General features: G+C 61.1%; 23 protein-coding genes. 4 read left to right on the top strand and 19 right to left on the bottom strand.

Translation table 11 applies throughout. From position 1 onward, the window contains the following. Nucleotides 1–274 precede the first annotated feature (274 nt). From FHT29_RS30520 to FHT29_RS30510, 3 genes are all read left to right on the top strand, one after another. Complete coding sequence (locus FHT29_RS30520; RefSeq protein ID WP_037191654.1) at nucleotides 275–1,738, top strand: phosphatidylserine/phosphatidylglycerophosphate/cardiolipin synthase family protein; 1,464 nt, start codon at nucleotides 275–277, stop codon at nucleotides 1,736–1,738. A 124-nt stretch (nucleotides 1,739–1,862) separates the two neighbouring features. Further along, on the top strand, nucleotides 1,863–2,702 hold the full coding sequence (locus tag FHT29_RS30515; RefSeq protein ID WP_168600859.1) for an endonuclease/exonuclease/phosphatase family protein: 840 nt from the start codon (nucleotides 1,863–1,865) through the stop codon (nucleotides 2,700–2,702). 170 nt (nucleotides 2,703–2,872) lie between these two features. Further along, a complete protein-coding gene (locus FHT29_RS30510; RefSeq protein WP_168600858.1) occupies nucleotides 2,873–3,670 on the top strand; it encodes an NAD(P)-dependent oxidoreductase in 798 nt (265 codons plus the stop codon). 28 nt (nucleotides 3,671–3,698) lie between these two features. On the opposite strand, the gene FHT29_RS30505 is transcribed toward FHT29_RS30510, so the two are convergent. The 13 genes from FHT29_RS30505 to FHT29_RS30445 form a co-directional block, all read right to left on the bottom strand. Continuing rightward, entirely contained in the window at nucleotides 3,699–4,745 is a 1,047-nt protein-coding gene (locus FHT29_RS30505; protein ID WP_168600857.1) for a sulfate/molybdate ABC transporter ATP-binding protein, read from the bottom strand. An 11-nt stretch (nucleotides 4,746–4,756) separates the two neighbouring features. Further along, nucleotides 4,757–5,629, bottom strand: coding sequence for a sulfate ABC transporter permease subunit CysW (gene cysW / locus FHT29_RS30500; RefSeq protein WP_037191662.1), 873 nt, complete (start codon nucleotides 5,627–5,629; stop codon nucleotides 4,757–4,759). After that, nucleotides 5,619–6,476, bottom strand: a complete 858-nt coding sequence (gene cysT, locus FHT29_RS30495) for a sulfate ABC transporter permease subunit CysT (RefSeq protein WP_037191664.1) — start codon at nucleotides 6,474–6,476, stop codon at nucleotides 5,619–5,621. Before cysT ends, cysW begins: the two co-directional genes overlap by 11 nt. A gap of 6 nt (nucleotides 6,477–6,482) precedes the next feature. Next, nucleotides 6,483–7,511, bottom strand: a complete 1,029-nt coding sequence (locus FHT29_RS30490; RefSeq protein WP_037191666.1) for a sulfate ABC transporter substrate-binding protein — start codon at nucleotides 7,509–7,511, stop codon at nucleotides 6,483–6,485. Nucleotides 7,512–7,672: 161 nt separating this feature from the next. Continuing rightward, entirely contained in the window at nucleotides 7,673–8,128 is a 456-nt protein-coding gene (locus FHT29_RS30485) for a PTS sugar transporter subunit IIA (protein ID WP_037191668.1), read from the bottom strand. Between the two features lie 101 nt (nucleotides 8,129–8,229). Continuing rightward, entirely contained in the window at nucleotides 8,230–8,922 is a 693-nt protein-coding gene (locus FHT29_RS30480) for a response regulator transcription factor (protein WP_037191670.1), read from the bottom strand. After that, a complete protein-coding gene (locus FHT29_RS30475) occupies nucleotides 8,919–11,630 on the bottom strand; it encodes a sensor histidine kinase KdpD (protein WP_168600856.1) in 2,712 nt (903 codons plus the stop codon). The genes FHT29_RS30480 and FHT29_RS30475 overlap by 4 nt, the downstream gene beginning before the upstream one ends. A gap of 59 nt (nucleotides 11,631–11,689) precedes the next feature. Then, entirely contained in the window at nucleotides 11,690–12,295 is a 606-nt protein-coding gene (locus tag FHT29_RS30470) for a K(+)-transporting ATPase subunit C (protein ID WP_047555476.1), read from the bottom strand. Between the two features lie 11 nt (nucleotides 12,296–12,306). Continuing rightward, nucleotides 12,307–14,394 (bottom strand): potassium-transporting ATPase subunit KdpB, encoded by a 2,088-nt coding sequence (gene kdpB / locus FHT29_RS30465; RefSeq protein WP_168600855.1) that lies wholly within the window; start codon nucleotides 14,392–14,394, stop codon nucleotides 12,307–12,309. Between the two features lie 47 nt (nucleotides 14,395–14,441). After that, entirely contained in the window at nucleotides 14,442–14,603 is a 162-nt protein-coding gene (locus FHT29_RS30460) for a hypothetical protein (protein ID WP_156143622.1), read from the bottom strand. Nucleotides 14,604–14,615: 12 nt separating this feature from the next. Beyond that, the gene (kdpA, locus tag FHT29_RS30455) at nucleotides 14,616–16,319 is read right to left on the bottom strand and encodes a potassium-transporting ATPase subunit KdpA (protein ID WP_037191684.1); all 1,704 of its coding nucleotides are present in this window, start codon (nucleotides 16,317–16,319) and stop codon (nucleotides 14,616–14,618) included. A gap of 32 nt (nucleotides 16,320–16,351) precedes the next feature. Continuing rightward, nucleotides 16,352–16,441 carry a K(+)-transporting ATPase subunit F gene (gene kdpF / locus FHT29_RS30450; protein WP_034509905.1) on the bottom strand — a complete coding sequence of 30 codons (90 nt, stop codon included), beginning with the start codon at nucleotides 16,439–16,441 and terminating at the stop codon, nucleotides 16,352–16,354. A 315-nt stretch (nucleotides 16,442–16,756) separates the two neighbouring features. After that, nucleotides 16,757–17,665, bottom strand: coding sequence for a TIGR03571 family LLM class oxidoreductase (locus FHT29_RS30445; RefSeq protein ID WP_168600854.1), 909 nt, complete (start codon nucleotides 17,663–17,665; stop codon nucleotides 16,757–16,759). A 241-nt stretch (nucleotides 17,666–17,906) separates the two neighbouring features. On the opposite strand from FHT29_RS30445, the gene FHT29_RS30440 reads away from it, so the two are divergent. Continuing rightward, nucleotides 17,907–18,926 (top strand): LacI family DNA-binding transcriptional regulator, encoded by a 1,020-nt coding sequence (locus FHT29_RS30440; RefSeq protein WP_047555473.1) that lies wholly within the window; start codon nucleotides 17,907–17,909, stop codon nucleotides 18,924–18,926. A gap of 50 nt (nucleotides 18,927–18,976) precedes the next feature. Here FHT29_RS30440 and FHT29_RS30435 read toward each other — a convergent pair whose 3' ends face one another. From FHT29_RS30435 to FHT29_RS30410, 6 genes are all read right to left on the bottom strand, one after another. After that, the gene (locus FHT29_RS30435) at nucleotides 18,977–19,987 is read right to left on the bottom strand and encodes a zinc-dependent alcohol dehydrogenase family protein (RefSeq protein ID WP_047555472.1); all 1,011 of its coding nucleotides are present in this window, start codon (nucleotides 19,985–19,987) and stop codon (nucleotides 18,977–18,979) included. Nucleotides 19,988–20,097: 110 nt separating this feature from the next. After that, on the bottom strand, nucleotides 20,098–21,159 hold the full coding sequence (locus FHT29_RS30430) for a carbohydrate kinase family protein (RefSeq protein ID WP_168600901.1): 1,062 nt from the start codon (nucleotides 21,157–21,159) through the stop codon (nucleotides 20,098–20,100). Between the two features lie 2 nt (nucleotides 21,160–21,161). Beyond that, on the bottom strand, nucleotides 21,162–21,830 hold the full coding sequence (locus tag FHT29_RS30425; protein WP_168600853.1) for a D-lyxose/D-mannose family sugar isomerase: 669 nt from the start codon (nucleotides 21,828–21,830) through the stop codon (nucleotides 21,162–21,164). Continuing rightward, entirely contained in the window at nucleotides 21,830–22,984 is a 1,155-nt protein-coding gene (locus FHT29_RS30420) for a Gfo/Idh/MocA family oxidoreductase (RefSeq protein WP_047555836.1), read from the bottom strand. Before FHT29_RS30420 ends, FHT29_RS30425 begins: the two co-directional genes overlap by 1 nt. Nucleotides 22,985–23,005: 21 nt before the next feature. Then, complete coding sequence (locus tag FHT29_RS30415; RefSeq protein ID WP_047640870.1) at nucleotides 23,006–23,830, bottom strand: aldolase; 825 nt, start codon at nucleotides 23,828–23,830, stop codon at nucleotides 23,006–23,008. Between the two features lie 309 nt (nucleotides 23,831–24,139). After that, a complete protein-coding gene (locus FHT29_RS30410) occupies nucleotides 24,140–25,132 on the bottom strand; it encodes a Tim44 domain-containing protein (RefSeq protein WP_168600852.1) in 993 nt (330 codons plus the stop codon). Between the last annotated feature and the right edge of the window lie 219 nt (nucleotides 25,133–25,351).

The raw sequence follows: 25,351 nt of genomic DNA, 5'->3' as shown, positions 1-25,351 counted from the left end.
CCTGAGCAGCCAAGACACCATGGCCGTGACAACGCCATGGCACGATTCCGCGAGTCTCGGCTCTCGAACCGCAGTGGCGCCTCGCACAAGAAACATGGGTACCGTGGGGGACGGTAGCGAAGCAGCCGAAGCACCATCAATATGAAGGCAGCAAGAATGCTGTTCAATTAAAAATATCTAATACGACGGGTTTTCGCACTGCTATCGGCCGGGCATAGCCGTTTGGCAGGACGGCCGAGATTGCAGCTTTCGCGGGTAAAGATATACTTGCGCCATGTTTGACCTTCTGGTTGCCCATTGGGGCCAAATTCTTGCCGTCCTGTCCATTGCCATGGGTGCGGCTGCCGCAATTCATGCGGCCATGACGAAAGAGGATGTGCGAGCGGCAATCGGCTGGGTCGGCGTCGTCATCCTGTCGCCGATCATCGGCGCATTGCTCTACATGTTCGCCGGCATCAACCGCATCCGTCGCGCTTCGCTGAGTTCGCAGCGCGACGCCCTCTTTCGCAAGGATGCGAGCGGCGACCTTGCCAGTTTCGACGCAGACGACGACCAGGTGCGGCGTAATTTCGGCGAACGCTTTGCCTCGATGAAGACGCTCGGCGACCGTGTCGCCCGCTACACGATGAGCACCGGCAATACGATCGAAATGCTGACGAGCGGCGATGCGGCCTATGCGGCGATGAAGGCCGCTATAGACGGCGCGGAACGCAGCATTCTCATGGAAACCTATATATTCGACCGCGACCCCATCGGCCTGCGCATGGCCGACGCGCTGATTGAAGCGGTCAAACGCGGTGTCAGCGTTCGCGTGCTGATCGACGCCGTCGGCGCCCGCTATTCCGTGCCGAGTATCATGGGCTATCTCAGCCAAGGAGGCGTCGACGTCGACGTCTTCAACGGCAACGTCATCATCGGGCTCAGATTGCCCTATGCCAATCTGCGCACCCACCGCAAGATCCTGAGCATCGACGGACGGATCGCCTTTACCGGCGGCATGAACATCCGGCAGGGCTTCACGCGCGAATTCGCCACCGACCATTGCGCCCGCGACATGCATTTCTGCGTGACGGGGCCTGCAGTCGCCGATCTCTTCAACACGGCGGCCGAGGACTGGCGCTTCACGACGGGCGAAGTCTTGAGTGGAAACGAGTGGCGGATTGCAGCGCCATCCAACGAGCCGGGAGCGCCGGTCTTCATGCGGGTTGTCACGTCCGGCCCCGATCGCAGCATCGAAACCAACCACAAGATGCTCATCGGCGCGCTTTCGGTCGCACGCAAGTCGATCCGCATCATGTCGCCCTATTTTCTGCCGGATCGGGAGCTCATCAGCGCGTTGGTGACGGCAGCACGGCGTGGTGTCGAAGTCGATATCATCGTGCCGACAGCCAACAATCTCGTGCTCGTGGACCGCGCCATGACGGCGCAGTTCGACCAGATGCTGAAGAGCTACTGCCGTATATGGCGTGCCGAAGGTCCGTTCAACCATTCCAAGCTTTTGGCGATCGACGGCACATGGGCCTATGTCGGCTCCTCCAATCTCGACCCCCGTTCGTTGCGGCTGAACTTCGAAGTGGATCTGGAGGTCATCGACCGCGGTTTTGCCGGCACGATCGACGCGCATATCGGCGCGATACTCGAAACGGCGCAACCGGTGGACCTCGAAAAGCTCCGGGCGCGGCCTTTTGTCGTCAGGCTGATCGAGAAGATCCTCTGGCTCGGCTCGCCCTATCTCTGACAAAGGCTCCCTCGGCCAATCTGCGTTCATCGCAGCCTTTTTACATGACAAGGCCGGTCTTCGCTTCCTATACTCATACCCATACGCCCGGCGTGGTCTGGTCAAGGGAACGGTCGACGGACATATGCGGAAAAAGAAAGAAAGTCTTCGTGCGAGCATCCTGGAAAGCCTGAAGAGCAGAAACAAATCGAGCCCCAAGCAAGCCGGCAAACCTGCCCGCCCAGAAGGCACCCTGATCGCCTCCTACAATGTCCACAAATGCGTCGGCGCCGACCGCCGCTTCGATCCGGAGCGGACCAGCCGGGTCATCCATGAAATCGATGCCGACGTCATCGGCCTGCAGGAGGCCGATACGCGTTTTGGCGAACGCACGGGCCTGCTCGATCTGCGCAGGCTCGAACGCGAGACCGGGCTCATTCCCGTGCCGATCGCCGGCGTCACCAAGGCGCATGGCTGGCACGGCAATGTCGTGCTGTTCAAGCAGGGCACGGTGCGTGACGTGCATCAGATAAAATTGCCCGGGCTGGAGCCGCGCGGCGCCTTGATTGCCGAGATAGAACTGGCGCGTGGCGGAAGCATCAGGATCATCGCCGCCCATCTCGGCCTGTTGCATCGCTCGCGTGCCCAGCAAACGCGCCTGATCGTCGAGCTGATGAATGACGGCGGCTCAATCCCGACAATCCTGCTTGGCGACCTCAATGAATGGCGGCTCGGCGACCGTTCGTCGCTCAGTACCTTCCAGGCCGCCTTTGGGCCATTGCCTCCGGCCGTGCCGAGCTTCCCCGCGGCGCTGCCGCTTCTGGCATTGGATCGCATCATGGCCAACCGGCGCGGCATGATCTCAGCGGTCGAAGTCCACGACTCGCCATTGGCGCGCGTCGCGTCCGATCATCTGCCCATCAAGGCCGTGATCAGTTTGGAAACATTGGACGGTGAAGCCCAGGCGCATACGCGCACTGCCTAGAGATCGCCGGCGTCGCGGCTTGCTTGATCAGACATTCCCGCCGAACGGCCTGATATAACACCAGATTCCGGACTTCCTCGCTTTTAAATAGGCGCTCCGCAGATATATGGTGACTGCCGAAAGACCATCTTATAACGTCCCCACCGACTAGACCGATCCGGGAGATAATCATGCTGAAAACTCTGCTGCTGACTGGCGCTGCCGGTGGCGTCGGCCAGGCGCTCAGGCCGCTTCTGTCGCAGATTGCCGAGACTGTCGTGCTGTCCGATCTCACGCCCATAAACGACCTTCGCCCGAGCGAACGCTTCGTTGCCTGCGATCTTGCCGACCGCAGCGGGGTCGAGGAATTGCTCAGGGGTGTCGACGGCGTCATTCATCTCGGTGGGATTTCGCTTGAAAAGCCCTTCGACATGATCCTGCAGGGAAACATCGTCGGCCTCTACAATCTCTACGAGGCTGCCCGTGCTGCCGGCAGACCGCGCATCGTCTTTGCCAGTTCGAACCACACGATCGGCTTTTATCGCCGCGACGAGCGCATCGACAACACGGTGCCGACACGACCCGATTCATTGTACGGCGTTTCCAAGGTGTTCGGCGAGGCGGTGGCGAGCCTCTATTTCGACAAGTTCGGCCAGGAAACGCTGTCCGTGCGCATCGGCTCGTGCTTTCCCGAGCCGCGCAACACGCGCATGCTGGCAACCTGGTTCAGCGTCCGGGATTTTCTCTCCCTCTGCGGACACGCCTTCGAAGCCCCCAGGCTCGGACATACGATCGTCTACGGCGTCTCCGACAATGACGAACAATGGTGGGATAACGGCAATGCCGCCTTCCTCGGCTGGAAACCGCAGGATAACGCCGCCCATTGGCGGGCCGAAATTCTCGCGAGGACACCCGAGGAAGATCCGAACGATCCGGCCGTCATCTTTCAGGGCGGCGGCTTTGCTTCAGCCGCTCACCCGGAAGACTGAGGCGCAATTATAAACACGGCGATCGATTTCAGCTGCCGTTGCGAAACAGCTTCCAGCGGGTCGGCCTGAATGCGATGCGGTTGCGGTCGAGAGCATCCGCCTTGTTCGGCGGCAGCTCGATCTCGATAGGATCGTGGCTGGCGCCGATATTGATTTCGAGATGGCGCGTGCCGGCGACACGCCTGCTTCCAACGAGCAAGCCGGCGATCGCACCACCATCGCCTTCATGAAGCTCGATGTCGTGCGGACGAAAATAGAGATGGGCCTCGCCATCCGGCTCATGCGGCGTACTCAAACCGAGCGGCCTGTCCTCGAACCATATCTCGCCGCTGGTGATGCGCACCTTGACGCGGTTGGACTGGCCGATGAAGCCATAAACGAACGGGGAATTCGGCGTATCGTAAATCTCGTCTGGTGTGCCGACCTGCTCGATCGCGCCCTTGTTGAGAACCACGACCCGATCGGCAAGCTCCAGCGCCTCTTCCTGGTCGTGGGTCACGAAAACCGTCGTATGACCGGTGCGGTCGTGAATTTCCCTGAGCCACTTACGCAAGTCCTTGCGCACCTGCGCGTCCAGGGCGCCGAAAGGCTCGTCCAGAAGCAGCACGTTCGGCTCGACCGCCATGGCGCGCGCCAGAGCCACGCGCTGGCGCTGGCCGCCCGAAAGCTGCGCCGGATAACGCTTCTCCAGGCCGTTGAGCTGCACCAGTTCCAACAGTTCCGTAGCGCGCCGATGAATTTCGGCACGTGGCGGGCGACGCGATGCAGAGCGGACCTTGAGGCCGAATGAAATGTTCTCCAGCACGGTCATATGCCGAAACAGCGCATAATGCTGGAACACGAAGCCGATATTGCGCTGCTGCACGGTCTTTCGCGAAGCATCCTCTTCGCCAAAGAAAATCCGACCTTCCGTCGGCGTCTCCAGCCCGGCGATCAGCCGCAGAAGCGTTGTCTTGCCGGAGCCGGACGGCCCGAGAAGCGCAATCAGTTCGCTCGAACGAATATCCAGGGAGACGTCATGCAATGCGGGAAAGCGACCGAATTCCTTGCGCAGGTTTTGAACGCGAACTTCCATCAAAAATTCCTTCAGTGACGCCGGCTGGCTGCGATCTCTTCGCTATAGCGCATTTCCAGCAACGTCTTCAGTATAAGTGTGACAAGGGCAAGCATGGCCAGCAGCGTGGCAACGGCAAACGCTCCCGAGAAATTATAGTCGTTATAAAGGATCTCGACCTGCAGCGGCATGGTGTTGGTTTCACCGCGGATATGACCGGAGACGACCGAGACGGCGCCGAATTCACCCATGGCACGGGCGTTGCAGAGCAGAACGCCGTAAAGCAGACCCCATTTTATGTTCGGCAGCGTGACATACCAGAAGGTCTGCCAGCCATTGGCCCCGAGCGAGAGGGCCGCCTCCTCGTCCGCGTTCCCTTGCTCCTGCATCAGCGGGATCAATTCGCGCGCGACGAAGGGGAAAGTCACGAACATCGTCGCTAGGACGAGACCGGGAACAGCAAACAGGATCTGGATACCGTGGCTCTGCAGCCAGGGACCGAGCGTGCTGTTGGAACTGAACAGCAACACGAACACCAGACCGGATATGACCGGCGAGACGGAGAAAGGCAGATCGATCAGGGTCGTCAGGAATGCCTTGCCCTTGAACTCGAACTTGGCGATCGCCCAGGCTGCTGCGACGCCGCAGACAAGATTAAGCGGCACGCTGATGCCGGCAACGATCAATGTCAGCTTGATTGCGGCAAAAGTCTCGTCGTCGACCAGGGCATCGAAAAATGCCTCTATGCCCTTGCGGAAGGCCTCAACGAAGACGGCCGCCAGAGGCAGCAGCACCATCAGCGTCAGAAAGACGAGCGAGATCACCACGAAAATAATGCGCGCGACCCGGCTTTCGGTAATGACGGGATGCTCTACACCGGAGGCGGCAGAAAGATCATGTGCCATAGCCGTACCTCCCCCTGCTCCAGGCCTGAATGAGATTGATGATCAAAAGCATGGTGAAGGAGATGAACAACATCACCGTCGCAATCGCCGTTGCCGCCGCGTAGTTATATTCCTCGAGGCGGATGACGATAAGCAAAGGCGCAATTTCCGAGACATATGGCTTGTTGCCGGCGATAAAGATGACCGATCCGTATTCGCCGGCAGCGCGCGCAAAAGCCAACGCAAAACCGGTGAGCGCGGCAGGCGCCAGTCCCGGCAACAAAACCCTGGTGATCGTCTGGAAACGGGTCGCTCCCAAGGTCGCTGCCGCCTCTTCGACTTCGCGGTCGATTTCCTCCATGACCGGTTGGGCGGTGCGTACCACGAAGGGCAGGCCGACGAAAATCAGCGCGATGACGATGCCGACCGGAGTGAAGGCGATCTTGATGCCGAGCGGCGTCAGAAACTGTCCGATCCAGCCGGTCGGTGCATAAAGCGTCGTCAGCGCGATACCGGCAACTGCTGTCGGCAGCGCGAATGGCAGATCGACCATGGCGTCGATGATGCGCTTGCCGGGAAAACGGTAACGCACCAACACCCAGGCCAGAATGAGCCCGAGAACGGCATTGACGAGCGCCGCGATGAAGGCACCGCCAAAGCTCATGCGCAGCGCGTAAAGCGTGCGCAGATCAAGAGCCAGGGCCCAGAATTTCTCCCAACCAAGAGAGCTGCTCTTCCACAGCAGTCCCGACAGCGGGATGAGAACGATAAAGATGAGCCAAGCCAAGGTAACGCCGAGCGCCAATCCGAAGCCCGGAATGACACTCGGCTGCCGAAACCGCCACCGTTTGCGGGTTATGGAATGCATTCAGACTTATTTTCCCGGCTTGTAGACCTGATCGAAGACGCCACCGTCGTCGAAGAACTTCGGCTGAGCTTTAGCCCATCCACCGAAATCGTCAATCGTTGCGAGCTTCAAAGCCGGGAAACGGGCGACATCCTTGGGATCGGCCGCTGCCGGCTTGATCGGCCGATAATAATGCTTGGCGGCGATCTTCTGACCATCATCCGAGTAGAGATAGTTCAGATAGGCTTCCGCGATCTTGCGGGTCCCCTTTGCGTCGACGTTGCCGTCGACGACTGCGACCGGCGGATCAGCCCGGATCGAGAAAGACGGGGTCACGACCTCGAATTTATCAGGACCGAGTTCGTCGATCGAGAGGTAGGCTTCGTTTTCCCAGGCAAGCAGGACATCGCCGAGGCCGCGCTGGACGAAGGTCGTCGTTGCGCCGCGCGCACCGGTATCGAGAACCGGTACATGCTTGAGAAGTTGCGTGAGATACTCTTGCGCCTTTGCGTCGTCGCCGCCATTGGCGTGCTTGGCCCATGCCCATGCCGCCAGAATATTCCAGCGCGCGCCACCCGATGTCTTCGGGTTCGGTGTGATGACCTCGACACCATCCTTGACCAGATCCGACCAGTCCTTGATGCCCTTCGGATTGCCCTTGCGCACCAGGAAGACGATGGTCGAGGTATAGGGAACGGAATTGTTCGGGAACTTGGTTTTCCAGTCCGCGGGGATCTTATGCGTCGCCTTGGCGATCGCATCGATATCGCCCTCGAGCGCCAGGGTGACGACATCTGCATCGAGACCGTCGATGACCGAGCGGGCCTGCGCGCCGGAACCACCGTGCGAAGCCTTGATATTGATGGTCTCGCCGGTATCCTTCTTCCACTTCGCCGCGAAGACGGCGTTGAAATCCTTATATAACTCGCGCGTCGGATCGTAGGACACATTCAGAAGCGTCTTGTCCGCAGCCCATGTCGGCGCAACCGCCGCAATCGAGAAACTGCCGATCAGAACTGCGGTGGCGAGCAGCCGGGAAAGCTTTATCGTCTGCATGGATGGACCCCCTTCGTTTGTCCCTAAACCCTATCAACTTGGTCGTATAAAGTAACGAAGACCGTTCCCGTTTTGGGGAATTCCAGAGAACAGCATCCCATAGAATCTAGAAAAGTGAAATCACATTCCCGCTTGGCTACAACACTCCACAATCACCGGTATCAGGCGACGGAGTCGGACATGAAAACGGAATAAAGTTCGTCGGCGCTTTTTGCCTGCCGCATTGCCGTCAGAACGCCCTCCGTCCTCAGTCTCCTCGCAATCGCGGAAAGCACGTTCAGATAGTCGCTGCGCCCCCCCTCCCCGAAAAGCAGCACAAAGGCCCATTCGGTCGGGATATCGTCGATAGCTTCGAAATCCACGGGATGAGAGAAGCGGACCAGCAGGCCACGCGGCCTGGTCATGCCGGCGATCGCGGCGTGCGGAACCGCAACGCCATTGCCGATACCGGTTGTTCCAAGCCTCTCGCGCGTTTCCAGCGCCCGTAGGACCGTCGCTTCATCCAGGCCAAAACAGCTGGCCGCCTTCGACGACAGCATCTGCAGCGCCCGCCATTTGGTCGGGGCCGACATTCCGATGAAGACATGCTCGGGCAGGATGATGGTGGAAAGGGCCATGGTCGCTCTTGAGGGTCGGACAATCGATAATGCTGGCATGATACTCATCGCGACACCCGTTTGGATGGGAGCGCCTCATCACAGGAACCGAATCCTTCGCCTCACTCCGGTTCGCGTAGGCGGTAGCCGACGCCGGTCTCGGTCGTGATATAGTGGGGCTGATCGGGAATCTGCTCGATCTTCTGCCTGAGCTGGCGGACATAGACGCGCAGATATTGCACATCCGCCGCCGGCCCCCAGATCTGCTTCAACAGGAACTGGTGGGTCAGCACCTTGCCGGCATGCTGGGCGAGCACACGCAGAATATCGTATTCCTTCGGCGACAGCTTGATCTCCTTGCCCTCGACCTTGACGATGCGCTTGACGAGATCGATCGAAAGGCCGCCGGTCTGGAAGATCGCCTTTTCGCCCTGCTGCTGCAGCCGGTGGCGCAGCGCGACGCGAATGCGCGCCGCAAGCTCGTTGACGCCGAAGGGCTTGGTGACGTAGTCGTCCGCTCCGCTTTCCAATGCCTTGACGATGCCGGCCTCATCCGTGCGGCTCGACAGAATGACGACCGGAATCTGCATGCCATCCTCACGCCATCCGATCAGCAGATCCTGGCCCGACTTGTCGGGCAGTCCGAGATCGAGCACGATCAGGTCAGGCCGGTCCTCGTCGACGGAGGCCTGGGCTGCGGCGGCATTGTGCGCCTCATTGACGGTGTAGCCCTGGGCACCGAGACCGACGCGCAGCAACTTGCGGATCGGCGGCTCGTCGTCGACAACGAGAATCTTGACGGCAGTCGTGTTCATTTCAATTCATCCAGCTTCGGGATATCCGTTGGTTTGGGCAGGCGGATGGTGAAGACCGCCCCCTGACGATCCGTTCTGTTGCCGGCGGCAATGGTGCCGCCCATGGCCTCGATGAAGCCGCGGCAGATAGAAAGGCCAAGACCGGTGCCGGCCCGCACCTGATCGCCCTTGCGCACGCGGTAGAAAGTATCGAAGACGCGCTCGAGATCGGCGGGTGGGATGCCGGGACCCTCGTCCATGACCCTGAAAACGATGTTGTCGATGTCGGCCCATGCCTCCAGGCGGATAGCCGAGGTCTCAGGCGCATATTTGGCGGCATTGTCGAGCAGATTGAACAGCACCTGCTCGAACAACACGGGATCGACCCGCACCATCGGCAGGTCGACCGGCATCTGCGCCTCGACGCGATGGCGGCCCAGTATCTTCGCTGCGCGCCGAAGGGCGCTGCCGACGATATCGCCGGCATAGTGCAGGGCATAGTTCGGCTCCATCGCGCCGGACTCGATTTTCGTCATGTCGAGCAGATTGGCAATGAAGCGGTTCAGCCGTTCGGATTCATCGATGACAGTCGCCAGAAGATCGACGCGATCCTCATGCGGCAGCGTCTCCAGGTAATCGCGCAGCGTTCCGGCAGCGCCCAGGATGGCGGCAAGTGGCGTCTTCAGATCATGGGAAATCGACGTCAGCAGCGCCGAGCGCAGCCGGTCTGCCTCGACGGCGAGCTTTGCCCGGTCGACGTCCGCCACCAACTGCACGCGCTCGATGGCAAGCGCCGCCTGATCGGCCAGGGCATCGAGCAGCCGCTGCTGTTCCGGCGTCAGCAGCGGCCCGTCGCGGCGATCGCTGTCGAGACCGATGACGCCGACAGCGGTGCGGCCCGTGCGCAGCGGAACGTATAGACGTTTGGCGCCGGGCAAGGTGTCGGCGCCGCGACCGGCCGCATGATTGTGCTCCCAGGCCCAACGCGCCGCGGCGATGTCGGCGTCGTCGAGCGTATCGTCTGGCGGATAGCCGGCCTTGACCGCTATCGTGCCGCTCTCGGGCAGAAGCAGCACGACCCGCAGCTTCAGCATCGAGGCCAGCTGAAAAGCCGTCGCCCACAATACGTCATCAAGCGTGCCGGTGCCGGCGAGCTTCTTGGAGAACAGGTAAAGATCTTCCGTCGTTCGCGCCCGCTGGCGCGCGGCGGCTGCTTGCCGCTGCACGGTCGCCGTCAGATTGCTGGCGATGACCGCGACGCCGAGGAAGAAGAAGAAGGCGAGCACGCTTTCCGGATCGCTGATCGTCAGGGTGTAGCGCGGCGGCAGGAAGAAGAAATTGAAGGCGAGTGCGCCGAGGATGCAAGAATAAAGCGCCGGACGCAGCCCTTGCGTCACCGCGGTCGCCAGCACCGCCATCAGAAAGACGAGTGCCAGATTACGGACGTCCAGCACCTGATCGAGGATGACGCAGAAACCAAGCGCGACGGCGACATAGAGCGTTGCCAGCACATAGCCGCGCAACTGGAAGGGGGTAGGAGCAGGCGCCGACCGGACGCCGCGGCTCGCGGCCTGGGCATCCGCGTCGTTGCCGGAAATGACATGGACACTGATCTCGCCGGCCTTGCGGATCAGGTCATAGGAAACCGAGCGGCGCGACCAATCACGCCAGGACCCCAGTTTCGGCGAGCCGATGACGATATGGGTGACGTTGTTGCTGGCGGAATGACGGATCAGTTCCTCGGCCACCTCGCGGCCGGGAATGGTGATGGCCTCGCCACCGAGCTGTTCGGCCAGTCGCAGCGTTGCGGCGATCGTGTCGCGCTGCGGCTCCGTCAGGCTGATAGAGCGGTTGGTTTCGACATAGACCGCAGCCCAGGGCGCGCGCAGGCGGGAGGCCATGCGCGCGGCATAGCGCACCAGCGAGGCCGAGCGCGGGTGATGATCGATGGACACCAGCACGCGCTCGCCTGCAGCCCAAGGGCCCGAAATCGCATGCGCCTGCATATGGGTGAGCAGCTGATCGTCGACGCGCTGCGCCGTGCGCCTGAGCGCCAGCTCGCGCAGCGCCGTCAGATTGCCGGGTGTGAAATAGTTGGTCAGCGCCCGCTCGGCCGTATTCGACACGTAGACCTTGCCATCATGCAGGCGTTTGATCAGGTCGTCGGGCGTCAGGTCGATGATCTCGACATCGTCGGCCAGATCGATGATCGAATCCGGCACGGTCTCGCGCACACGGACACGGGTGATCTGGGAAACAACGTCATTCAGGCTTTCGACATGCTGGATATTCAACGTCGTATAGACGTCGATGCCACGGTCCAGGAGTTCCTTGACATCGAGATAGCGTTTCGGATGGCGGCTGCCCTGCACATTGGTATGGGCAAGCTCATCGACCAGCACCAGCTGCGGCCGGCGCTTCAGAATGGCGTCGAGATCCATTTCCTCGAGTGCCCGCCCCTTGTAGTCGACCTTGACACGCGGGATGATTTCGAAGCCCTCGATCAGTGCCTGCGTCTCGCGTCGGCCATGGGTTTCGACGACGCCGACAACCACATCCACGCCATCGGCGATCTTCGCCTTGCCGGAGATCAGCATCTCATAGGTCTTGCCCACGCCCGGCGCCGCACCCAGAAAGATTTTCAGCCGACCGCGTGCCTCGGCCCGCGCCTTTTCAAGAAGCGCATCGGGCGAAGGCCTGCTCAGTGTGTCGCGGCTGTCATCTGCCATATGCGGATCGTCTTTCCTGACGAGGTTGAGACGGCAGCCGCCGTCTCAACCTGCTCAACTTATTGATTCATAGAAGCATCGAGCGCGCGGTTCAATGCCAGGACGTTGACGACTGGCTCACCGAGAACACCGAGCTCGCGCCCCTCGACTGTGGCGTCGACGATCGTGCGGAGCTTTGCCTCATCCATGTTGCGAGCCTTGGCGACGCGCGGGATCTGGAAGTAGGCGTCATCAGGCGAGATATCCGGATCGAGACCGCTGCCGGAGGTGGTCACCAGATCCATCGGAACCGGCATGTTCGGGTTCTGCGCCTGCAAGGTCGCTACGTCGCCCTTGATGCGGGTGATCAGGCTCGCACTGGTCGGGCCGAGATTGGAGCCCATGGAATTGACGGCGTTGTAGGGTGCGGCAACTGTTTTGGTTGCATCGTTCGGGTCTGCACCGGTTGTCGCCGACGGGCGGCCATGGAAGTAGCGGTCACTGGTGAAGCTCTGGCCGATGAGGGCCGAGCCGATCACCTTGCCGTCCTTCTCCACCAGGCTGCCGTTTGCCTGGTTGGGGAAGAGCGCCTGGGCGGCGCCCGTCATGGCGATCGGATAGAGAAGGCCTGTCACGGCGGTGGTGACCACGATCATGACGATGGCCGGTCTGATTTGATTCAGCATGGAAAAGCTCCTTAAACGAGGCCCATGGCGGTAATCGCCATGTCGATGGCCTTGATGCCGATGAAGGGAACGATGATACCGCCAGCGCCGTAGATCAGCAGGTTACGGCTGAGCAGCGCACCGGCGCCGATCGGGCGATAGCGAACACCCTTCAGCGACAGCGGGATCAGCGCAACGATGATCAAGGCATTGAAGATAATGGCCGAAAGAATGGCGCTTTGCGGGGTCGCCAGCCCCATGATGTTCAGCGCCTTCAGCTGCGGATAGAAGGCGATGAACATCGCCGGAATGATGGCGAAGTACTTCGCGATATCGTTGGCGATCGAGAAGGTGGTGAGCGCGCCGCGGGTCATCAGCAATTGCTTGCCGATTTCGACGATCTCGATCAGCTTCGTCGGGTCGCTGTCGAGATCGACCATGTTGCCGGCTTCGCGTGCAGCGACCGTGCCGGTGTTCATGGCGACACCGACGTCGGCCTGGGCAAGTGCCGGGGCGTCGTTCGTGCCGTCGCCGCACATGGCGACGAGCTTGCCCTTGGCTTGCTCTTCGCGCATCAACGCCAGCTTCATTTCCGGCGTCGCCTGGGCGAGGAAGTCATCCACGCCGGCTTCCGCGGCGATGGCGGCCGCCGTCAGCGGATTGTCGCCCGTGATCATCACGGTGCGGATACCCATGCGGCGCAATTCTGCAAAGCGCTCGCGGATGCCGCCCTTGATGATATCCTTGAGGTGGATGACGCCAAGGAGACGACCATCGCGGGCAACCGCCAGCGGCGTGCCGCCGGCCTTGGCGATCTCGTCGGCGATCGACTGCAGCTCACGGAGCGTCTCGCTGGTAGTGCGCGAGATCACCGCGGTGCCATCGCTGCCGCCATTGGCAGCACCGTCCACATAGGCAAGCACCGCATCGACCGCACCCTTGCGGATCGACGAACCTTCGAGGTCGACACCACTCATGCGCGTCTGGGCCGTGAAGGGCACGAAGGTTGCCTTCAGGCTCGTCATATCACGGCCACGGATCGCATACTTCTCCTTGGCGAGCACGACGATGGAGCGTCCCTCAGGCGTTTCGTCGGCAAGCGAGGCGAGCTGCGCCGCGTCGGCCAGATCCTGTTCACTCACACCCCGAACCGGGCGAAAGGCGGTTGCCTGGCGGTTGCCAAGCGTGATCGTACCTGTTTTGTCGAGCAGCAGCGTGTCGACGTCGCCGGCAGCCTCGACGGCGCGGCCGGACATGGCGAGCACGTTGAAGCGTACCAGGCGGTCCATGCCGGCGATACCGATGGCCGACAGCAGCGCGCCGATGGTGGTCGGGATCAGCGTCACGAACAGGGCGACGAGCACGACCGTCTGGATGGAGCCGCCGGCATAGGCCGCAAAGCTCGGGATCGTCACCGTGGCGAGCACGAAGATCAGTGTCATGCCGGCGAGCAGGATATTGAGCGCGATCTCGTTCGGCGTTTTCTGCCGTTCGGCGCCTTCTACGAGTGCGATCATGCGGTCGATGAAGGTTGAGCCGGCTGCTGCCGTGATGCGCACGCGGATCTCGTCCGACAGCACTTGCGTGCCGCCTGTCACCGCGGAGCGATCGCCGCCGGATTCGCGGATCACCGGGGCCGATTCACCAGTGATCGCCGCCTCGTTGACCGAGGCCACGCCTTCGATGACTTCGCCGTCCGACGGGATGATGTCGCCTGCTTCGACGAGCACAACGTCACCGACTTTCAGGCTGGTGCCCGGCACCATCTTGTAGTCGGTGCGGCTGCTGCCACCCAGAAGCTTTGCCTGGGTTTCGGTGCGCGATTTGCGCAGCGAATCCGCCTGCGCCTTGCCGCGGCCTTCGGCGACCGCCTCGGCGAAGTTGGCAAACAGCACCGTGAACCACAGCCAGATATTGATCTGCAGGGAGAAGGCGAGATTGTCGCCGCCGGTGAGGAGGTCGCGCAGAAAGAGAACGGTCGTCAATGCCGAAACGACCGCGACCACGAACATGACGGGGTTCTTGGCAAGCGTGCGCGGGTTCAGCTTCTTGAAAGCAGCGCCGACCGCCGGAACGAGGATGCGAGAATCCAGAATACTCGCTGATTTTAACTGGCTCATAAGAGGCTCCAGCGTGAAGAGGAAAACGTCAGATCGGAACGCACCGATCAGCCGATTAAGAATCCGAAGACGACGAGGCCGAGGAACAGGGTGACCATCGCCAAGAGAATGGCGTCGGAGGCACAGGTCGTCCCGGCTGGGCCACGCCCCCTGTCGAAGGGGCGTGGATCGATAACTTTTCTAAGCTTGGTCAAAAGCGAACCGCTCATGACATCAATCCTTTAAAAGGCCTGGCCTGCGATCATCGACAGATGTTCGACGATCGGTCCGAGCGCGAGCGCCGGGAAGAAAGTCAGGCCACCGACGATCAGGATCGTGCCGACCAGCAGGCCGACGAAGAGCGGACCATCCGTCGGGAAGGTGCCAGCGGAAGCCGGGACTGTCTTCTTGGTGATCAACGAACCGGCAATCGCAAGCGCCGGCACAATGACGAAGAAGCGGCCGATCAGCATGACGATAGCGAGGGTGACGTTATACCAGGGCGTGTTGCCGGAGAGACCTCCGAAGGCCGAGCCGTTGTTTGCCGCCGCCGAGCTGTAGGCATAGAGGATTTCCGAGAAGCCGTGCGGACCGGGATTGCCGATGGAGGCCACGGCCGACGGCAGCACGACCGAGATCGCCGTGAAGATCAACATGCCGAAGGGCAGGCACAGGACGGCAAGCATCGCCATCTTGACTTCCTTGGCCTCGATCTTCTTGCCGAGATATTCCGGCGTACGCCCGACCATCAGGCCGGCAACGAAGATGGCGATGATGACGAACATCAGGATGCCGTAGAAGCCGGCACCGACGCCGCCAACGATGACTTCGCCGAGCTGCAGGTTGATCAACGGGATCATGCCGCCGATCGCTGTGAAGCTGCCATGCATGGCATTGACCGCACCGCAGGACGCCGCCGTGGTAATGACCGCGAAGAGCGACGACAGCGTGATGCCGAAGCGGACTTCCTTGCCTTCCATATTGCCGCCCTGGACGCCGAGCGCATGCACCAGCGGATTGCCGGCAGCTTCAGCCCAATAGGTGACGATGACGCCGGCGATGAACAGCACGCCCATGGCACCGAGGATTGCCCAGCCCTGACGCTGATTGCCGACCATGCGTCCGAAGACGTTGGTCAGCGCAGCGCCGATCGCGAAGATCGCCAGCATCTGGATCAGATTGGAGATCGCATCTGGGTTTTCGAAAGGATGGGCGGAGTTGGCATTGAAGAAGCCGCCGCCATTGGTGCCGAGCATCTTGATGGCAAGCTGCGAGGCGACCGGGCCGACGGCAATTGTCTGCTGCGCGCCCTCAAGCGTCGTGGCATTGACATAGGGCCCGAGCGTCTGCGGCACGCCGAGATAGACGAACACCAGCGTCAGAACGATACAGATCGGCAGCAGCACATAGAGCGTCGCCCTGGTCAAATCGACCCAGAAATTGCCGATCGCCTTGCCGGAAGCGCGAGAGAAGGCGCGGATCAGCGCAATGGCGAGCGCAATACCGGTGGCGGCGGAGGCGAAATTCTGGACAGTAAAACCGGCCATCTGCACGAGATAGGACATCGTGCTTTCGCCGCCGTAATTCTGCCAGTTGGTGTTGGTCACGAAGCTCGCGGCGTTGTTGAACGAAAGCTCCGGGCCGATCGAGGTCATGCCTGCCGGATTATAAGGCAGGCTGGCCTGGAAGCGCTGCAGGATATAGAGCACGAAGAAGCCGGCGAGGCTGAACAGAATCATGGAGATCGAATAGGTCGTCCAGTGCTGCTCTTCGCGCTCATTCGTGCCGGCGAGACGATAAAGTCCCCGTTCCAACGGACCGAGGACATAAGAAAGAAATGTGCGCTCGCCGGTGAAGACACGCGTCATGTAACCGCCGAGCGGTTTGACGAGCAGAAGAAGGATCCCGATGTAAATGAGGATCTGAAGCCATCCGTTGAAGGTCATGGGGGTAACTTTCCCTATCCAGCGCTATGGAATTAGAAGCGCTCGGGGCGAATGAGAGCGTAAATCAGGTAGGCGGTGAGAAAAAGAGTCACGCCGCCACCGAGAATGTAATCGAGAAGCATTGCCGTCTCTCCGACTAGAGGCTGTCGCAGGCCTTGGTGTAAGCGACACAGAGGAGGAAAAATAAAACGCCGATCCCGACAAGAATAATGTCCATCATCGATCGCGATTCCTTGATTGTTCTTGTTGATTGCGAAAACCATGCAGGGCGCTCTTGGTGAGAGCGCCTCTTTTATTTCCGCACAGAGAGAAGATCACCTCGCGTGTATCTTCGCCGTATAACATGCGCCCAAACCGCATTAAGGTTCGAGACGGCGGGAATGCGGAAGATATAAAAATCTTATAAATGCCGGTGCCAGTAGCGCCGGCCGTGCGGCCTAGCTCAAAGCGGGCATCACATCCCCGGCGATTTCGTCCATGACGTCGTGTGGCGGCCTATCTCCCGAAACGAGATTGAACGCGACGTGATGGATACCGGCTTCACGCATGGCCGATAGCGCGCCGATCAGCCCTCGCCTGCCCGTTCTGCCGCCGAGATTTATCTCTTCGTAGGCCGCATCGGGCCTATCGACGAGCTCCAGCACCATCGACTGGCCGAAGCCGCGGAATTCCGTCGTCACTTTCGCCTGGGCATTATGCCAAAGCGTCAGCCGGTCCCTTTGGACGGGCAATTGCCTGTAATATGTCATCCATGCGGTCGCATGCCGGGCGATCCATTCGAGCGACTGCGACGACGAACCGACAGCCACCAAAGGAATGGGTGCTTGTTGCAACCTCGGTCTGACGGCGAATTCTCTTCGCGCCTGGCCGTTCTCGTCCAATATCTCCTGATCCGGGCGAAGCACGGCAGCCAGACGCTCCCAATTGTCCTGAAAGATCGACTTCCGCTTCTCCAGATCTTTCCCGAATACCTCGTATTCCGTCGGTCTGTCTCCCGACCCAAGACCAAGAACGAGCCGCCCCTGCGAGAGGAGCGCCACCGAAAGCGCGGCCTTGGCAATGTGCAGAGGATGTCTCAAAGGCAGAACGATCGCGCCTGTCGCCAGGCCGATGTTCGAAGTGACCGCCGCCAGTGCTCCAAGGAAGACCCAGGGATCGGCGTGTCCGACCGGATCCGGATAGCTTTCGCTGTTCAGCGGCACATCCCGGACCCAGAGCGCATCGAAACTCAATTCGTCCGCATGGCTTGCAAGCTTCAACTGGGCATCGAACTCGACATCGGCAGAGGTTCGCGGTTGCGCCGGCAGGACGATGCCAAATGAAAGTCGATCTGGATGAAAAAGCACATCGCGCCCCAACAGATATTGCGTAGCGCTGAGATAAGGATGTTTGCGGATGATAAAAGAGCCTGAGGCTCTTTGCGCATACCTGATAGGATCGACGCCGACGTTGCCGATCGCTGTCAATGATCGCCCCTATTGCGCTTGATGCGACGTGCCGCCGGTGATTTAGTCGGTGCCGACATAGAGTTGAACATCTACAACCATCTGCGGAATGATCGGCCGCCAGACAAAGAAATGCGAGCAAGTGACGACCAGTATCAGACATATCGCCAAGCTTGCAGGAACATCGGTCTCTTCGGTCTCGCGCGTGCTCAACAACAGCGGCTACGCCTCCCCGGAGCTCAGGCAACGCGTGGAAGCCGCGATCCGCACGCTGAACTACACACCGAGCAAGGGCGCGCGCATGCTGCGGGGTGCGCCGAGCCGGATGATAGGGCTGATGCTGCCGTCGATCGACGTGCCTTTCTTTGGGATTCTCGCCCATGCCATCGAGCAGGAATTGTTCCGGCACGGCTACCAGACGCTGATCTGCAGCACGGCGGAAAACATGGAGCACGAGGCGCGCTACATTTCCATGCTGCTGTCCCAGCGCATCGACGGCGTCATCGTGGCCAGCGCCTTCGGCAGTATCGAGCATTTCGAGGCGCTGCGCGATGCCGATATTCCGATCGTCGCCATCGACCGCGAACTGGGCGGGATCGCAAACGATGCCGTCATGGCCGATCATGAGGAAGGCGGGCGGCTGATGGCGCGCCATCTGATCGGTCTCGGCCACCGGTCGATCGCCATTGTCGGCGCGCCCGCGCATAGCCAACCCGTCCAGCTTCGCCTTGAGGGCATGAGGGCGGAAATGGCGAAGGACGGAATCACGCCTGCCGTGGTGGCGATGGCGGAGGAGCATAGCTTTGCGGCAACCTATGAGCTTGCGCGTGAATTGCTCACGTCCCGGCCGGAAGTGACGGCGATCGTCGGCACAACCGATATTTCGGCGATCGCAGTCATCCATGCCGTCCAGGATCGCGGCTTTTCCGTTCCGCGCGACTATTCGGTGATCGGCTTCGACGACTTGCCGGAAGCTGCCTATGTCTTTCCGCGATTGACCACCGTCGCGCAGCCGATCCGCGAGGTCGGTGAGCGGGCGGCGCAGCGATTGAAGGCGTTGATCGAGGAGCAGCAAGCGGGGCACGAGCCGCGACAGGGTATAGTCGTCAAGATCCCCGTGACGCTGATCGAACGCGATTCCACGGGACCTGTCCGCGGCTGAGGCGAGCGGCATGTACGCGACCGGCAAGATAGACCGGTGATTTCCTAAAGCTAGGGTCGCACGATGACCTTGATTTCGCCCGGCAATGGCGCGCTGCCGACTACGCCTGCAACCTCTTCGAGGCCTATGGCTTTGGTCACCAGGGAGTCCAATTCGAGCGCTCCGCTCGCGACCATTGCCGCGGCCCGGGAATGCGTGAACGGGTTGAGATAGGCCGGCCTGACATCAACCTCGTTGACGAGCAGGTCGAAGGGCAGAACGGGCACTTCGATGCCGGCCGGCGTCACGCCGAACAGCACGAAAGTGCCGCCGCGCCGCGTCATCCTCAGACCGGTCTGCAAGGTGTCGGCGACACCGGCACACTCGATGACGACGTCTGCGCCGCCTTGGGTAGCATCTCGAACGGAAGCGACCGTATCCGAAGATGCTGGATCGAAGGCGTGCGTGGCGCCCAGGCGCAGCGCAGCCTCGCGCCTCGATAGCTGTCGCGTGATCAGGATCACCTGGCTGGCGCCGGCCAGGCGGGCCAATTGCACCATGAGCAGGCCGATCACACCTCCGCCCAGGATGGCGACGCTATCGCCCGGTCGGATGTCTGCCTTGTCGATGGCGTGAATGCAGCAGGCGAGCGGTTCGCAGAAGGCGCCATGCACGGGATCGAGATCGGACGGCAGCGTGAATGCCTGACCGCACGGCACCGCCACATAGTCCGCAAAGCCGCCGTCGCGTGTCACCCCGATGGCCGTCAGCCTTGCGCACAGGTTCGGTCGCCCGCGCCGGCAGGCCGCACAGGTGCCGCAGGCGATATTCGGGTCCACGGTGACGAGTTCTCCGCCGGCAAATGATGGGATTCCATCGCCGACCTCCTCCACGATGCCGCAGAATTCATGTCCCAAGGTAACGGGGATCGCTGTCGGATACTCGCCCTTGTACATGTGACGATCGGAGCCGCAGATGCCGGCAGCCAGAACCCGGACGATGAGCTCGCCAGGTAGGGCAACCGGTTTCTCAACGGTGCGCATGATCATGGACCCGATCGATTCCAAGCGTACGGCCCTCATTCTTCTCCTCCAACCCTCAGATTCCGTTGATCATCGCCGCATGATGAGCCAATCCCCACGGTACACTACCATCAATCGCCAACAATGCTGACGACCTGATGAGCGATGCTCTATGCCGTAAATGCCGGGTGCATTTCCTTCGCATCATCGACGAGGATCGCCATGTCGGGGATGCCATCCGTCGCCGTCGCGCCTCCCAGGCAGCGGGCGGCGGCGGCGTGGGCAACGGCGCAGATGCGCCCGACCGGCCAGTTCTCGTGCAGGCCGTAAAGCACGGCGGCGCAAAAGGCGTCGCCGGCACCGACGGTGCTGACAATGTCGCTCGGATTGACGGGCCGCGAACGTGTGACGACAGGCGAAGCGCCAGGCGCAAACCAGAAGCAGATCTCCGGCGCATGGATGACGGCGCCCTTGGCCACACCCGCCGCAAGCAGACGCTCGCCCGCAGTCAGAATTCCCGCTTCGATCAGGTCTCCCCGCGCATCGCGCACAGCCACGCCGGTTGCACGACCCGCCTCGACCTCATTGATGATCAGGAAATCGCAATATGGCAGCGAAGCACCGACCTTGGCGGCGAATTCCGGATCCTCGCTCGATACGAAATCCACACAGGTCGTAAGGCCCGCTCGACGGGCGGCTTCAAGCAGGCGCGACGCTCCCGAGCGGCCGTCCGGACCGAGCCGGTCGAGACCGGGCAACAGCATCAGATAACCGAGATAGAACAGCCGGTAACCGGCGCTCGCGAAGACCTCGGGGAAGACGAGCGCATCGGTGACCGCATCGTTGGCACCGCCGTGATAGAAGAAAGTGCGGTTCTCACCCGGCACATTCATGACATGGGTGTGCGCCGTCGCCCGGTCGGACAGCACCATCAGCCCGCCGACATCGATGCCGGCATCGACCAGGCGCGACTTGACGATCTCTCCGTCAATATCGGCGCCGACACATCCCGCTGCCGCCAGCTTTCCAGGAAAGCCGAGCGAGGCGAGGTCGGTGACCACATTGGCGGCTCCGCCCCCTACGCCCAGATCCTGATGCAGGATATGAGCGAGATTACCCTGTTTCGGCCAGTAGGACAGTGTGTGAACGCGGTCGACGATGAAATTTCCCGCGCAAACGATGCCGCCCTTATCCTGCCTTTCGCTGCCGCGAACCTCCTCCCCTGTCCGCATCATCAGCCTGCCTCGTTCCACAAGGGTCTGAGAGGTGGTTCATCCTCCTCGATCGCGGCAAAGCGCCCGATCGGATCCAGGAAGAAGTTATCGCTATTGTCGTCGTTGACCTGGCTGACCTCGCCGACGAGGACGGGGCCACCGCCTCTTCTGCCGTAGAAACGATGATAGAGCCCGGTGCGGATCGTCACGCTCTGGCCGGGTGAAAGAACCAGCGGTTCCCATGCCGCGAGCTTGCGCGGCAGTCCGTCCAGCGGAACGGTGACATCGTCCTTCAGCACATTGCCGTCGGCGTCGGCCGCGGCGAATTCGATGACGAGATCGCCGCCGGCTCGATTGATGATGTCTTCCATCTTCGCTGCATGACGATGGGTCGGCGTTACCTGGCCTTCCTCTACGAAGAGGAGTTTTTCCGCATACGTGCGCTCGCCCTCGACGCTAACGATGCCGTTGCGCAGGCAGAACAGCACCAGACCGCATTCGGCAAACCGGCCCGAGCCGAAATCGGTGACGTCCCAGCCCAGTTGATGGGCGCGCAGATAGGCCGTCGCCTGCGGATCGGCGGCGAACTCCGCCGCAGTCCAATATCCCCACTCCGGCAGCGCCCACCGCCAGTGCTTGAGGGTCTTCATTGCCCGCAGCAGCGCTGCGTTGATCTCCGAGCGCTTCATCAGATCGCCGCCCCCTCATAGTCGACCGGCACCACGATGTTCTCGCGACCGGATTTGAGAGCCGCCGTCAGCACCGCGTGATGTGCCTGCGCTTCGGCCGGGGTGGCGCAGCCAAAGCCGTTGGCGTTCCCGCCTGCCAGCTCATCGACGAAGGCAGCCCACATCTGCTGGATGGCATCGGCAAAACCGAACTCGAAAATCTTGCCCGTTATGGCCGGAAACAGCGAGCCATAGCCGAGGTCCTCGGTGCTCCAGGCCTGCGTGCCGCCGGTATAATCCATCCATTGCCACTGGCGCGGCGACTTGGTGCTGAAGAAGGCGCTCTTCTTCATGCCGAGAATACGGATGTACCAGGTGTTGGATTCGCCCGGCGCGATGCGCCACGTTTTGAGTACCATCGGGAAATCCTGATCCCCGGCGCGCACGCGCGTGCTGATGGTCGCATTGTCCCAGGTGGTGCAAGGCACCATTCCGCCCTTGCCGTCAGGACGCTCGGTGACCTTCTTGACGAGTTGCGCATGCAGGGTCGTCGGGCGCCAGCCGAGCCGCAACGGCACGTGCAGGACATGCATGCCAAGATCGCCCATGCAGCCATATTCGCCGTTGATCTCAGCCATGCGCTTCCAATTAATCGGCTTCTGCCGGTCAATGTCAGAGGAGTGCAGGAAACCGGCCTCGACCTCGAGGAGGTCGCCCATCTCGCCGCTTTCCGCAAGCGCGATGACCTTCTGTGCACCGGGGAAGAAAGGCATTTCCGACGAGCAGCGAACCAGAAGGTCCGGGTGTTCGGCAAGAACCGTCATGATCTCGCGGTTCTGGGCCGCATCCATGCCGAAGGGCTTTTCGCCGAGCAGATGCTTTCCGGCCTTCAAGATATCGATATAGAATTGCTGGTGCAGCACATGCGGCACCGCGCAATAGATCGCATCGATCTCTGGATTGGCCAGAAGCTCCTTATAGTCGCCGGTAAACTGGCGCACGGTCGGCACGTGATCCCTGAACCAGTCGAGCAGCGTCGCATTGGTGTCGCAGACAGCGACGATTTCCGGTCGCGCCTTCACGTCGGCAAGATGCAGCCAGCGCGCCGCGGCACTTGCGAATTCGCGCCCCATCAGGCCGCAACCGATGACGCCGAAGCGGAATACCCTTGTCATGTCCATTCCTCCCAGAATGCGTCAGGCGAGATGCCGCGAGGCTTCCTCTACGGAAGCACCGTCATGGACGATCGCCATCAAGGCGCGCGTCATGCCCGCAGGATTTTGGTGCTGGATGACGTTGCGGCCATAGACGATGCCGCGCGCGCCCTGCCCCATCAGCTGCTTGGTGCGGCTCAGGATTTCCTGATCAGAAACGCGCCCACCGCCGCGCACCAGCACCGGAAGGCCCTGGGCGATCTCGATGACACGGTGATATTCCTCGACATTATCGCACGGGTCAGCCTTGATGATATCGGCGCCGAGTTCGGCGGCCTGACGCACCAGAGGCAGGATTTTGTCGATCGCACCATCGACCATGTAAGCGCCCTTGGAATTATCCTGCATGACCAGCGGCTCCACCATCAGCGGCATGCCATAGATCTCGCATTCACGCTTCAGGCTATTCACGTTGCGCACGCAGGCACGATAGACTTCTGGCTGGTTCGGTAGCATCAGGAGATTGACGACGACGCAGGCCGCGTCGAGCGCCACGCCCTGCTCCACCGCGCGGTCGATCATTTCGGAAAACAGCGCTGATGGCAGGGGATTGCCATAGATGTTGGCGATATCCGTGCGCAGGACCAACGCCGGGCGATGCTTGCCGGGGATCGCCTGCAAGAGTGGCGCGGTCCCCGGTGGAAGCTGGATGGCATCGGGGGCGGCGTCGGCGATCACCTGGACGGCCGTCTTCATGTCCTCGATGCCGGCGAGGAAGGTCCGTTCATTGAACATGCCATGATCGATGGCGACATCGAAGCAATTGCCGGACACGCCAAAAAGGCGGTTGAGCCGCGCGGATTTCATCCAGTTCCTCCCCAGTATGGTAACGTTTCCACATTGAGATTAATGGACTCATCCGATGAGTCAAGACGGATGCGGTATCGTTTCCACATTCGTCTCATGAGTGTCTTGGGAGATTCCAAAGGGTAGCCCGATAGGGCCCGTCCTCCCTCATTCGGTTCGCAGCAAGTCCGACGCAGACACCAAGGTGCCGGCTTGAAGGTCTTCATCGAGGAGTTGCTGAAGCGCTTTGGGAGAGTGGGTAGATCTCTTCGACAAGCGCCAGCGATTGCCCTCGATCTTTCGCGAGGGCAATCTTTGCCGAATGCGGGTTCAGGCGCCGTGAGGCCCTGTCCCCTGGATCGCGGAGAGCTTCCAGTCCGAACCCGGCCTGCGCACGAAGGTCCAGATCTCGGTGGTTTCCGAGGGATTGCGATCGTCGCCATCCACGAGCTTTCCCGTCGTACGATCGACCATCGCGTCGATGCTCGAATAGCGCATGGCGAGCGTCGCGTATTCGGCACTGTCCTCGCGCCAGGCTTCGGCGATATCGCCCTGCAACAGGCGAACATCGGAAACGCTGTTGCGGACGCCATTGGTCGCGTTCTCGCCAAGCTCCTCGGCAAGATAGGACATGGCTTCGGGTGTGCTCAGCTGGCGCAGCGTGGCGTAATCCTCCGACCCGTAGGCCGTTTGAATTTTGGTGAGAAGCTGCTCGAAGCGTTCGAGATCGGGCTGCTTCAGCCCGATCTCGTCATTCGCCTGCCGCGCCGCCGGCTTCGCGTTCGCCGCGCTGCCACCGATCGGAGGGATCGAGAAGGAGGGACGCTGCGAAGCATTCATGCTGTTTGTGTTATAGGATGTGCCCGGCGCCGATGCCGCATAGTTCGTTCTTTGGCGGTTAGCGAAGAAGCGCATGGCAAAGCTTATCGCCGCGATGATCAGGCCGATCTGCAGCAGCATGCCGAGGAAGCCGAAGCCGCCGCCGAAACCATGACCGATCAGCATGCCAAGCAAGCCGCCGGCGATCAATCCGCCGATCATCGACCCGCCGAAGCCGCCAAAAAGGCCGGGACGAGGCTGCGCGTTGATCGGCGGCTGCGTCGCGGTCTGCGTCTGGGGTGTCATCGTCCGGTCGATCGGAGCGGCCTGGGTTGGCGCTGTCCGCGTAATGGCAGGCGTGTCGAAAGTCCTGGTTCCGCGGCTGCCGAATCCGCTGGAGCCAGCACGGCGAGCATCAGCATCGCTAAAGCTCGCAAGGCACGATGCGGCAGCGAGGACGACGATGGCTGCGATCTTGGCGAAACGCGGAACTGCACTGAACATTGGTTCTCCTGTCATTGGGCAGAAAGACAATCTGTCGATCATATGGGGATGCCAAATAGCGATTGTAAGTTGGCACTGGAACAGAGCCGCCAGAAAATACGCGCCTTCGATAAGGACTGCGTCGTTATCACAGTCGCGAAAAGCAACCTTGTCCGGTGCGTCACCACCTATGGCGATCCCGTGCCTTTTGGCATTCAGGCGCTTTTGAGTGTTGGTGGT

This window comes from Rhizobium sp. SG741, assembly GCF_012275435.1.
GTDB classification, from domain to species: Bacteria; Pseudomonadota; Alphaproteobacteria; order Rhizobiales; family Rhizobiaceae; genus Rhizobium; species Rhizobium lusitanum.
This window is presented reverse-complemented; position numbering and strand designations above follow the sequence as displayed.

What these genes read in the sequence shown, in the direction of transcription:
- FHT29_RS30470 (WP_047555476.1), bottom strand. Translation starts at nt 12,295, where the DNA reads ATGCTGAATCAAATCAGACCGGCCATCGTCATGATCGTGGTCACCACC.
- FHT29_RS30420 (WP_047555836.1), bottom strand. Translation starts at nt 22,984, where the DNA reads ATGACAAGGGTATTCCGCTTCGGCGTCATCGGTTGCGGCCTGATGGGG.
- FHT29_RS30480 (WP_037191670.1), bottom strand. Translation starts at nt 8,922, where the DNA reads ATGAACACGACTGCCGTCAAGATTCTCGTTGTCGACGACGAGCCGCCG.
- kdpF (WP_034509905.1), bottom strand. Translation starts at nt 16,441, where the DNA reads ATGCTTCTCGATTACATTCTCGGTGGCGGCGTGACTCTTTTTCTCACC.
- kdpA (WP_037191684.1), bottom strand. Translation starts at nt 16,319, where the DNA reads ATGACCTTCAACGGATGGCTTCAGATCCTCATTTACATCGGGATCCTT.
- kdpB (WP_168600855.1), bottom strand. Translation starts at nt 14,394, where the DNA reads ATGAGCCAGTTAAAATCAGCGAGTATTCTGGATTCTCGCATCCTCGTT.
- cysW (WP_037191662.1), bottom strand. Translation starts at nt 5,629, where the DNA reads ATGGCACATGATCTTTCTGCCGCCTCCGGTGTAGAGCATCCCGTCATT.
- cysT (WP_037191664.1), bottom strand. Translation starts at nt 6,476, where the DNA reads ATGCATTCCATAACCCGCAAACGGTGGCGGTTTCGGCAGCCGAGTGTC.
- FHT29_RS30425 (WP_168600853.1), bottom strand. Translation starts at nt 21,830, where the DNA reads ATGAAGCGCTCGGAGATCAACGCAGCGCTGCTGCGGGCAATGAAGACC.
- FHT29_RS30520 (WP_037191654.1), top strand. Translation starts at nt 275, where the DNA reads ATGTTTGACCTTCTGGTTGCCCATTGGGGCCAAATTCTTGCCGTCCTG.
- FHT29_RS30490 (WP_037191666.1), bottom strand. Translation starts at nt 7,511, where the DNA reads ATGCAGACGATAAAGCTTTCCCGGCTGCTCGCCACCGCAGTTCTGATC.
- FHT29_RS30415 (WP_047640870.1), bottom strand. Translation starts at nt 23,830, where the DNA reads ATGAAATCCGCGCGGCTCAACCGCCTTTTTGGCGTGTCCGGCAATTGC.
- FHT29_RS30505 (WP_168600857.1), bottom strand. Translation starts at nt 4,745, where the DNA reads ATGGAAGTTCGCGTTCAAAACCTGCGCAAGGAATTCGGTCGCTTTCCC.
- FHT29_RS30515 (WP_168600859.1), top strand. Translation starts at nt 1,863, where the DNA reads ATGCGGAAAAAGAAAGAAAGTCTTCGTGCGAGCATCCTGGAAAGCCTG.
- FHT29_RS30435 (WP_047555472.1), bottom strand. Translation starts at nt 19,987, where the DNA reads ATGAGGGCCGTACGCTTGGAATCGATCGGGTCCATGATCATGCGCACC.
- FHT29_RS30510 (WP_168600858.1), top strand. Translation starts at nt 2,873, where the DNA reads ATGCTGAAAACTCTGCTGCTGACTGGCGCTGCCGGTGGCGTCGGCCAG.
- FHT29_RS30410 (WP_168600852.1), bottom strand. Translation starts at nt 25,132, where the DNA reads ATGTTCAGTGCAGTTCCGCGTTTCGCCAAGATCGCAGCCATCGTCGTC.
- FHT29_RS30430 (WP_168600901.1), bottom strand. Translation starts at nt 21,159, where the DNA reads ATGCGGACAGGGGAGGAGGTTCGCGGCAGCGAAAGGCAGGATAAGGGC.
- FHT29_RS30475 (WP_168600856.1), bottom strand. Translation starts at nt 11,630, where the DNA reads ATGGCAGATGACAGCCGCGACACACTGAGCAGGCCTTCGCCCGATGCG.
- FHT29_RS30485 (WP_037191668.1), bottom strand. Translation starts at nt 8,128, where the DNA reads ATGGCCCTTTCCACCATCATCCTGCCCGAGCATGTCTTCATCGGAATG.
- FHT29_RS30460 (WP_156143622.1), bottom strand. Translation starts at nt 14,603, where the DNA reads ATGAGCGGTTCGCTTTTGACCAAGCTTAGAAAAGTTATCGATCCACGC.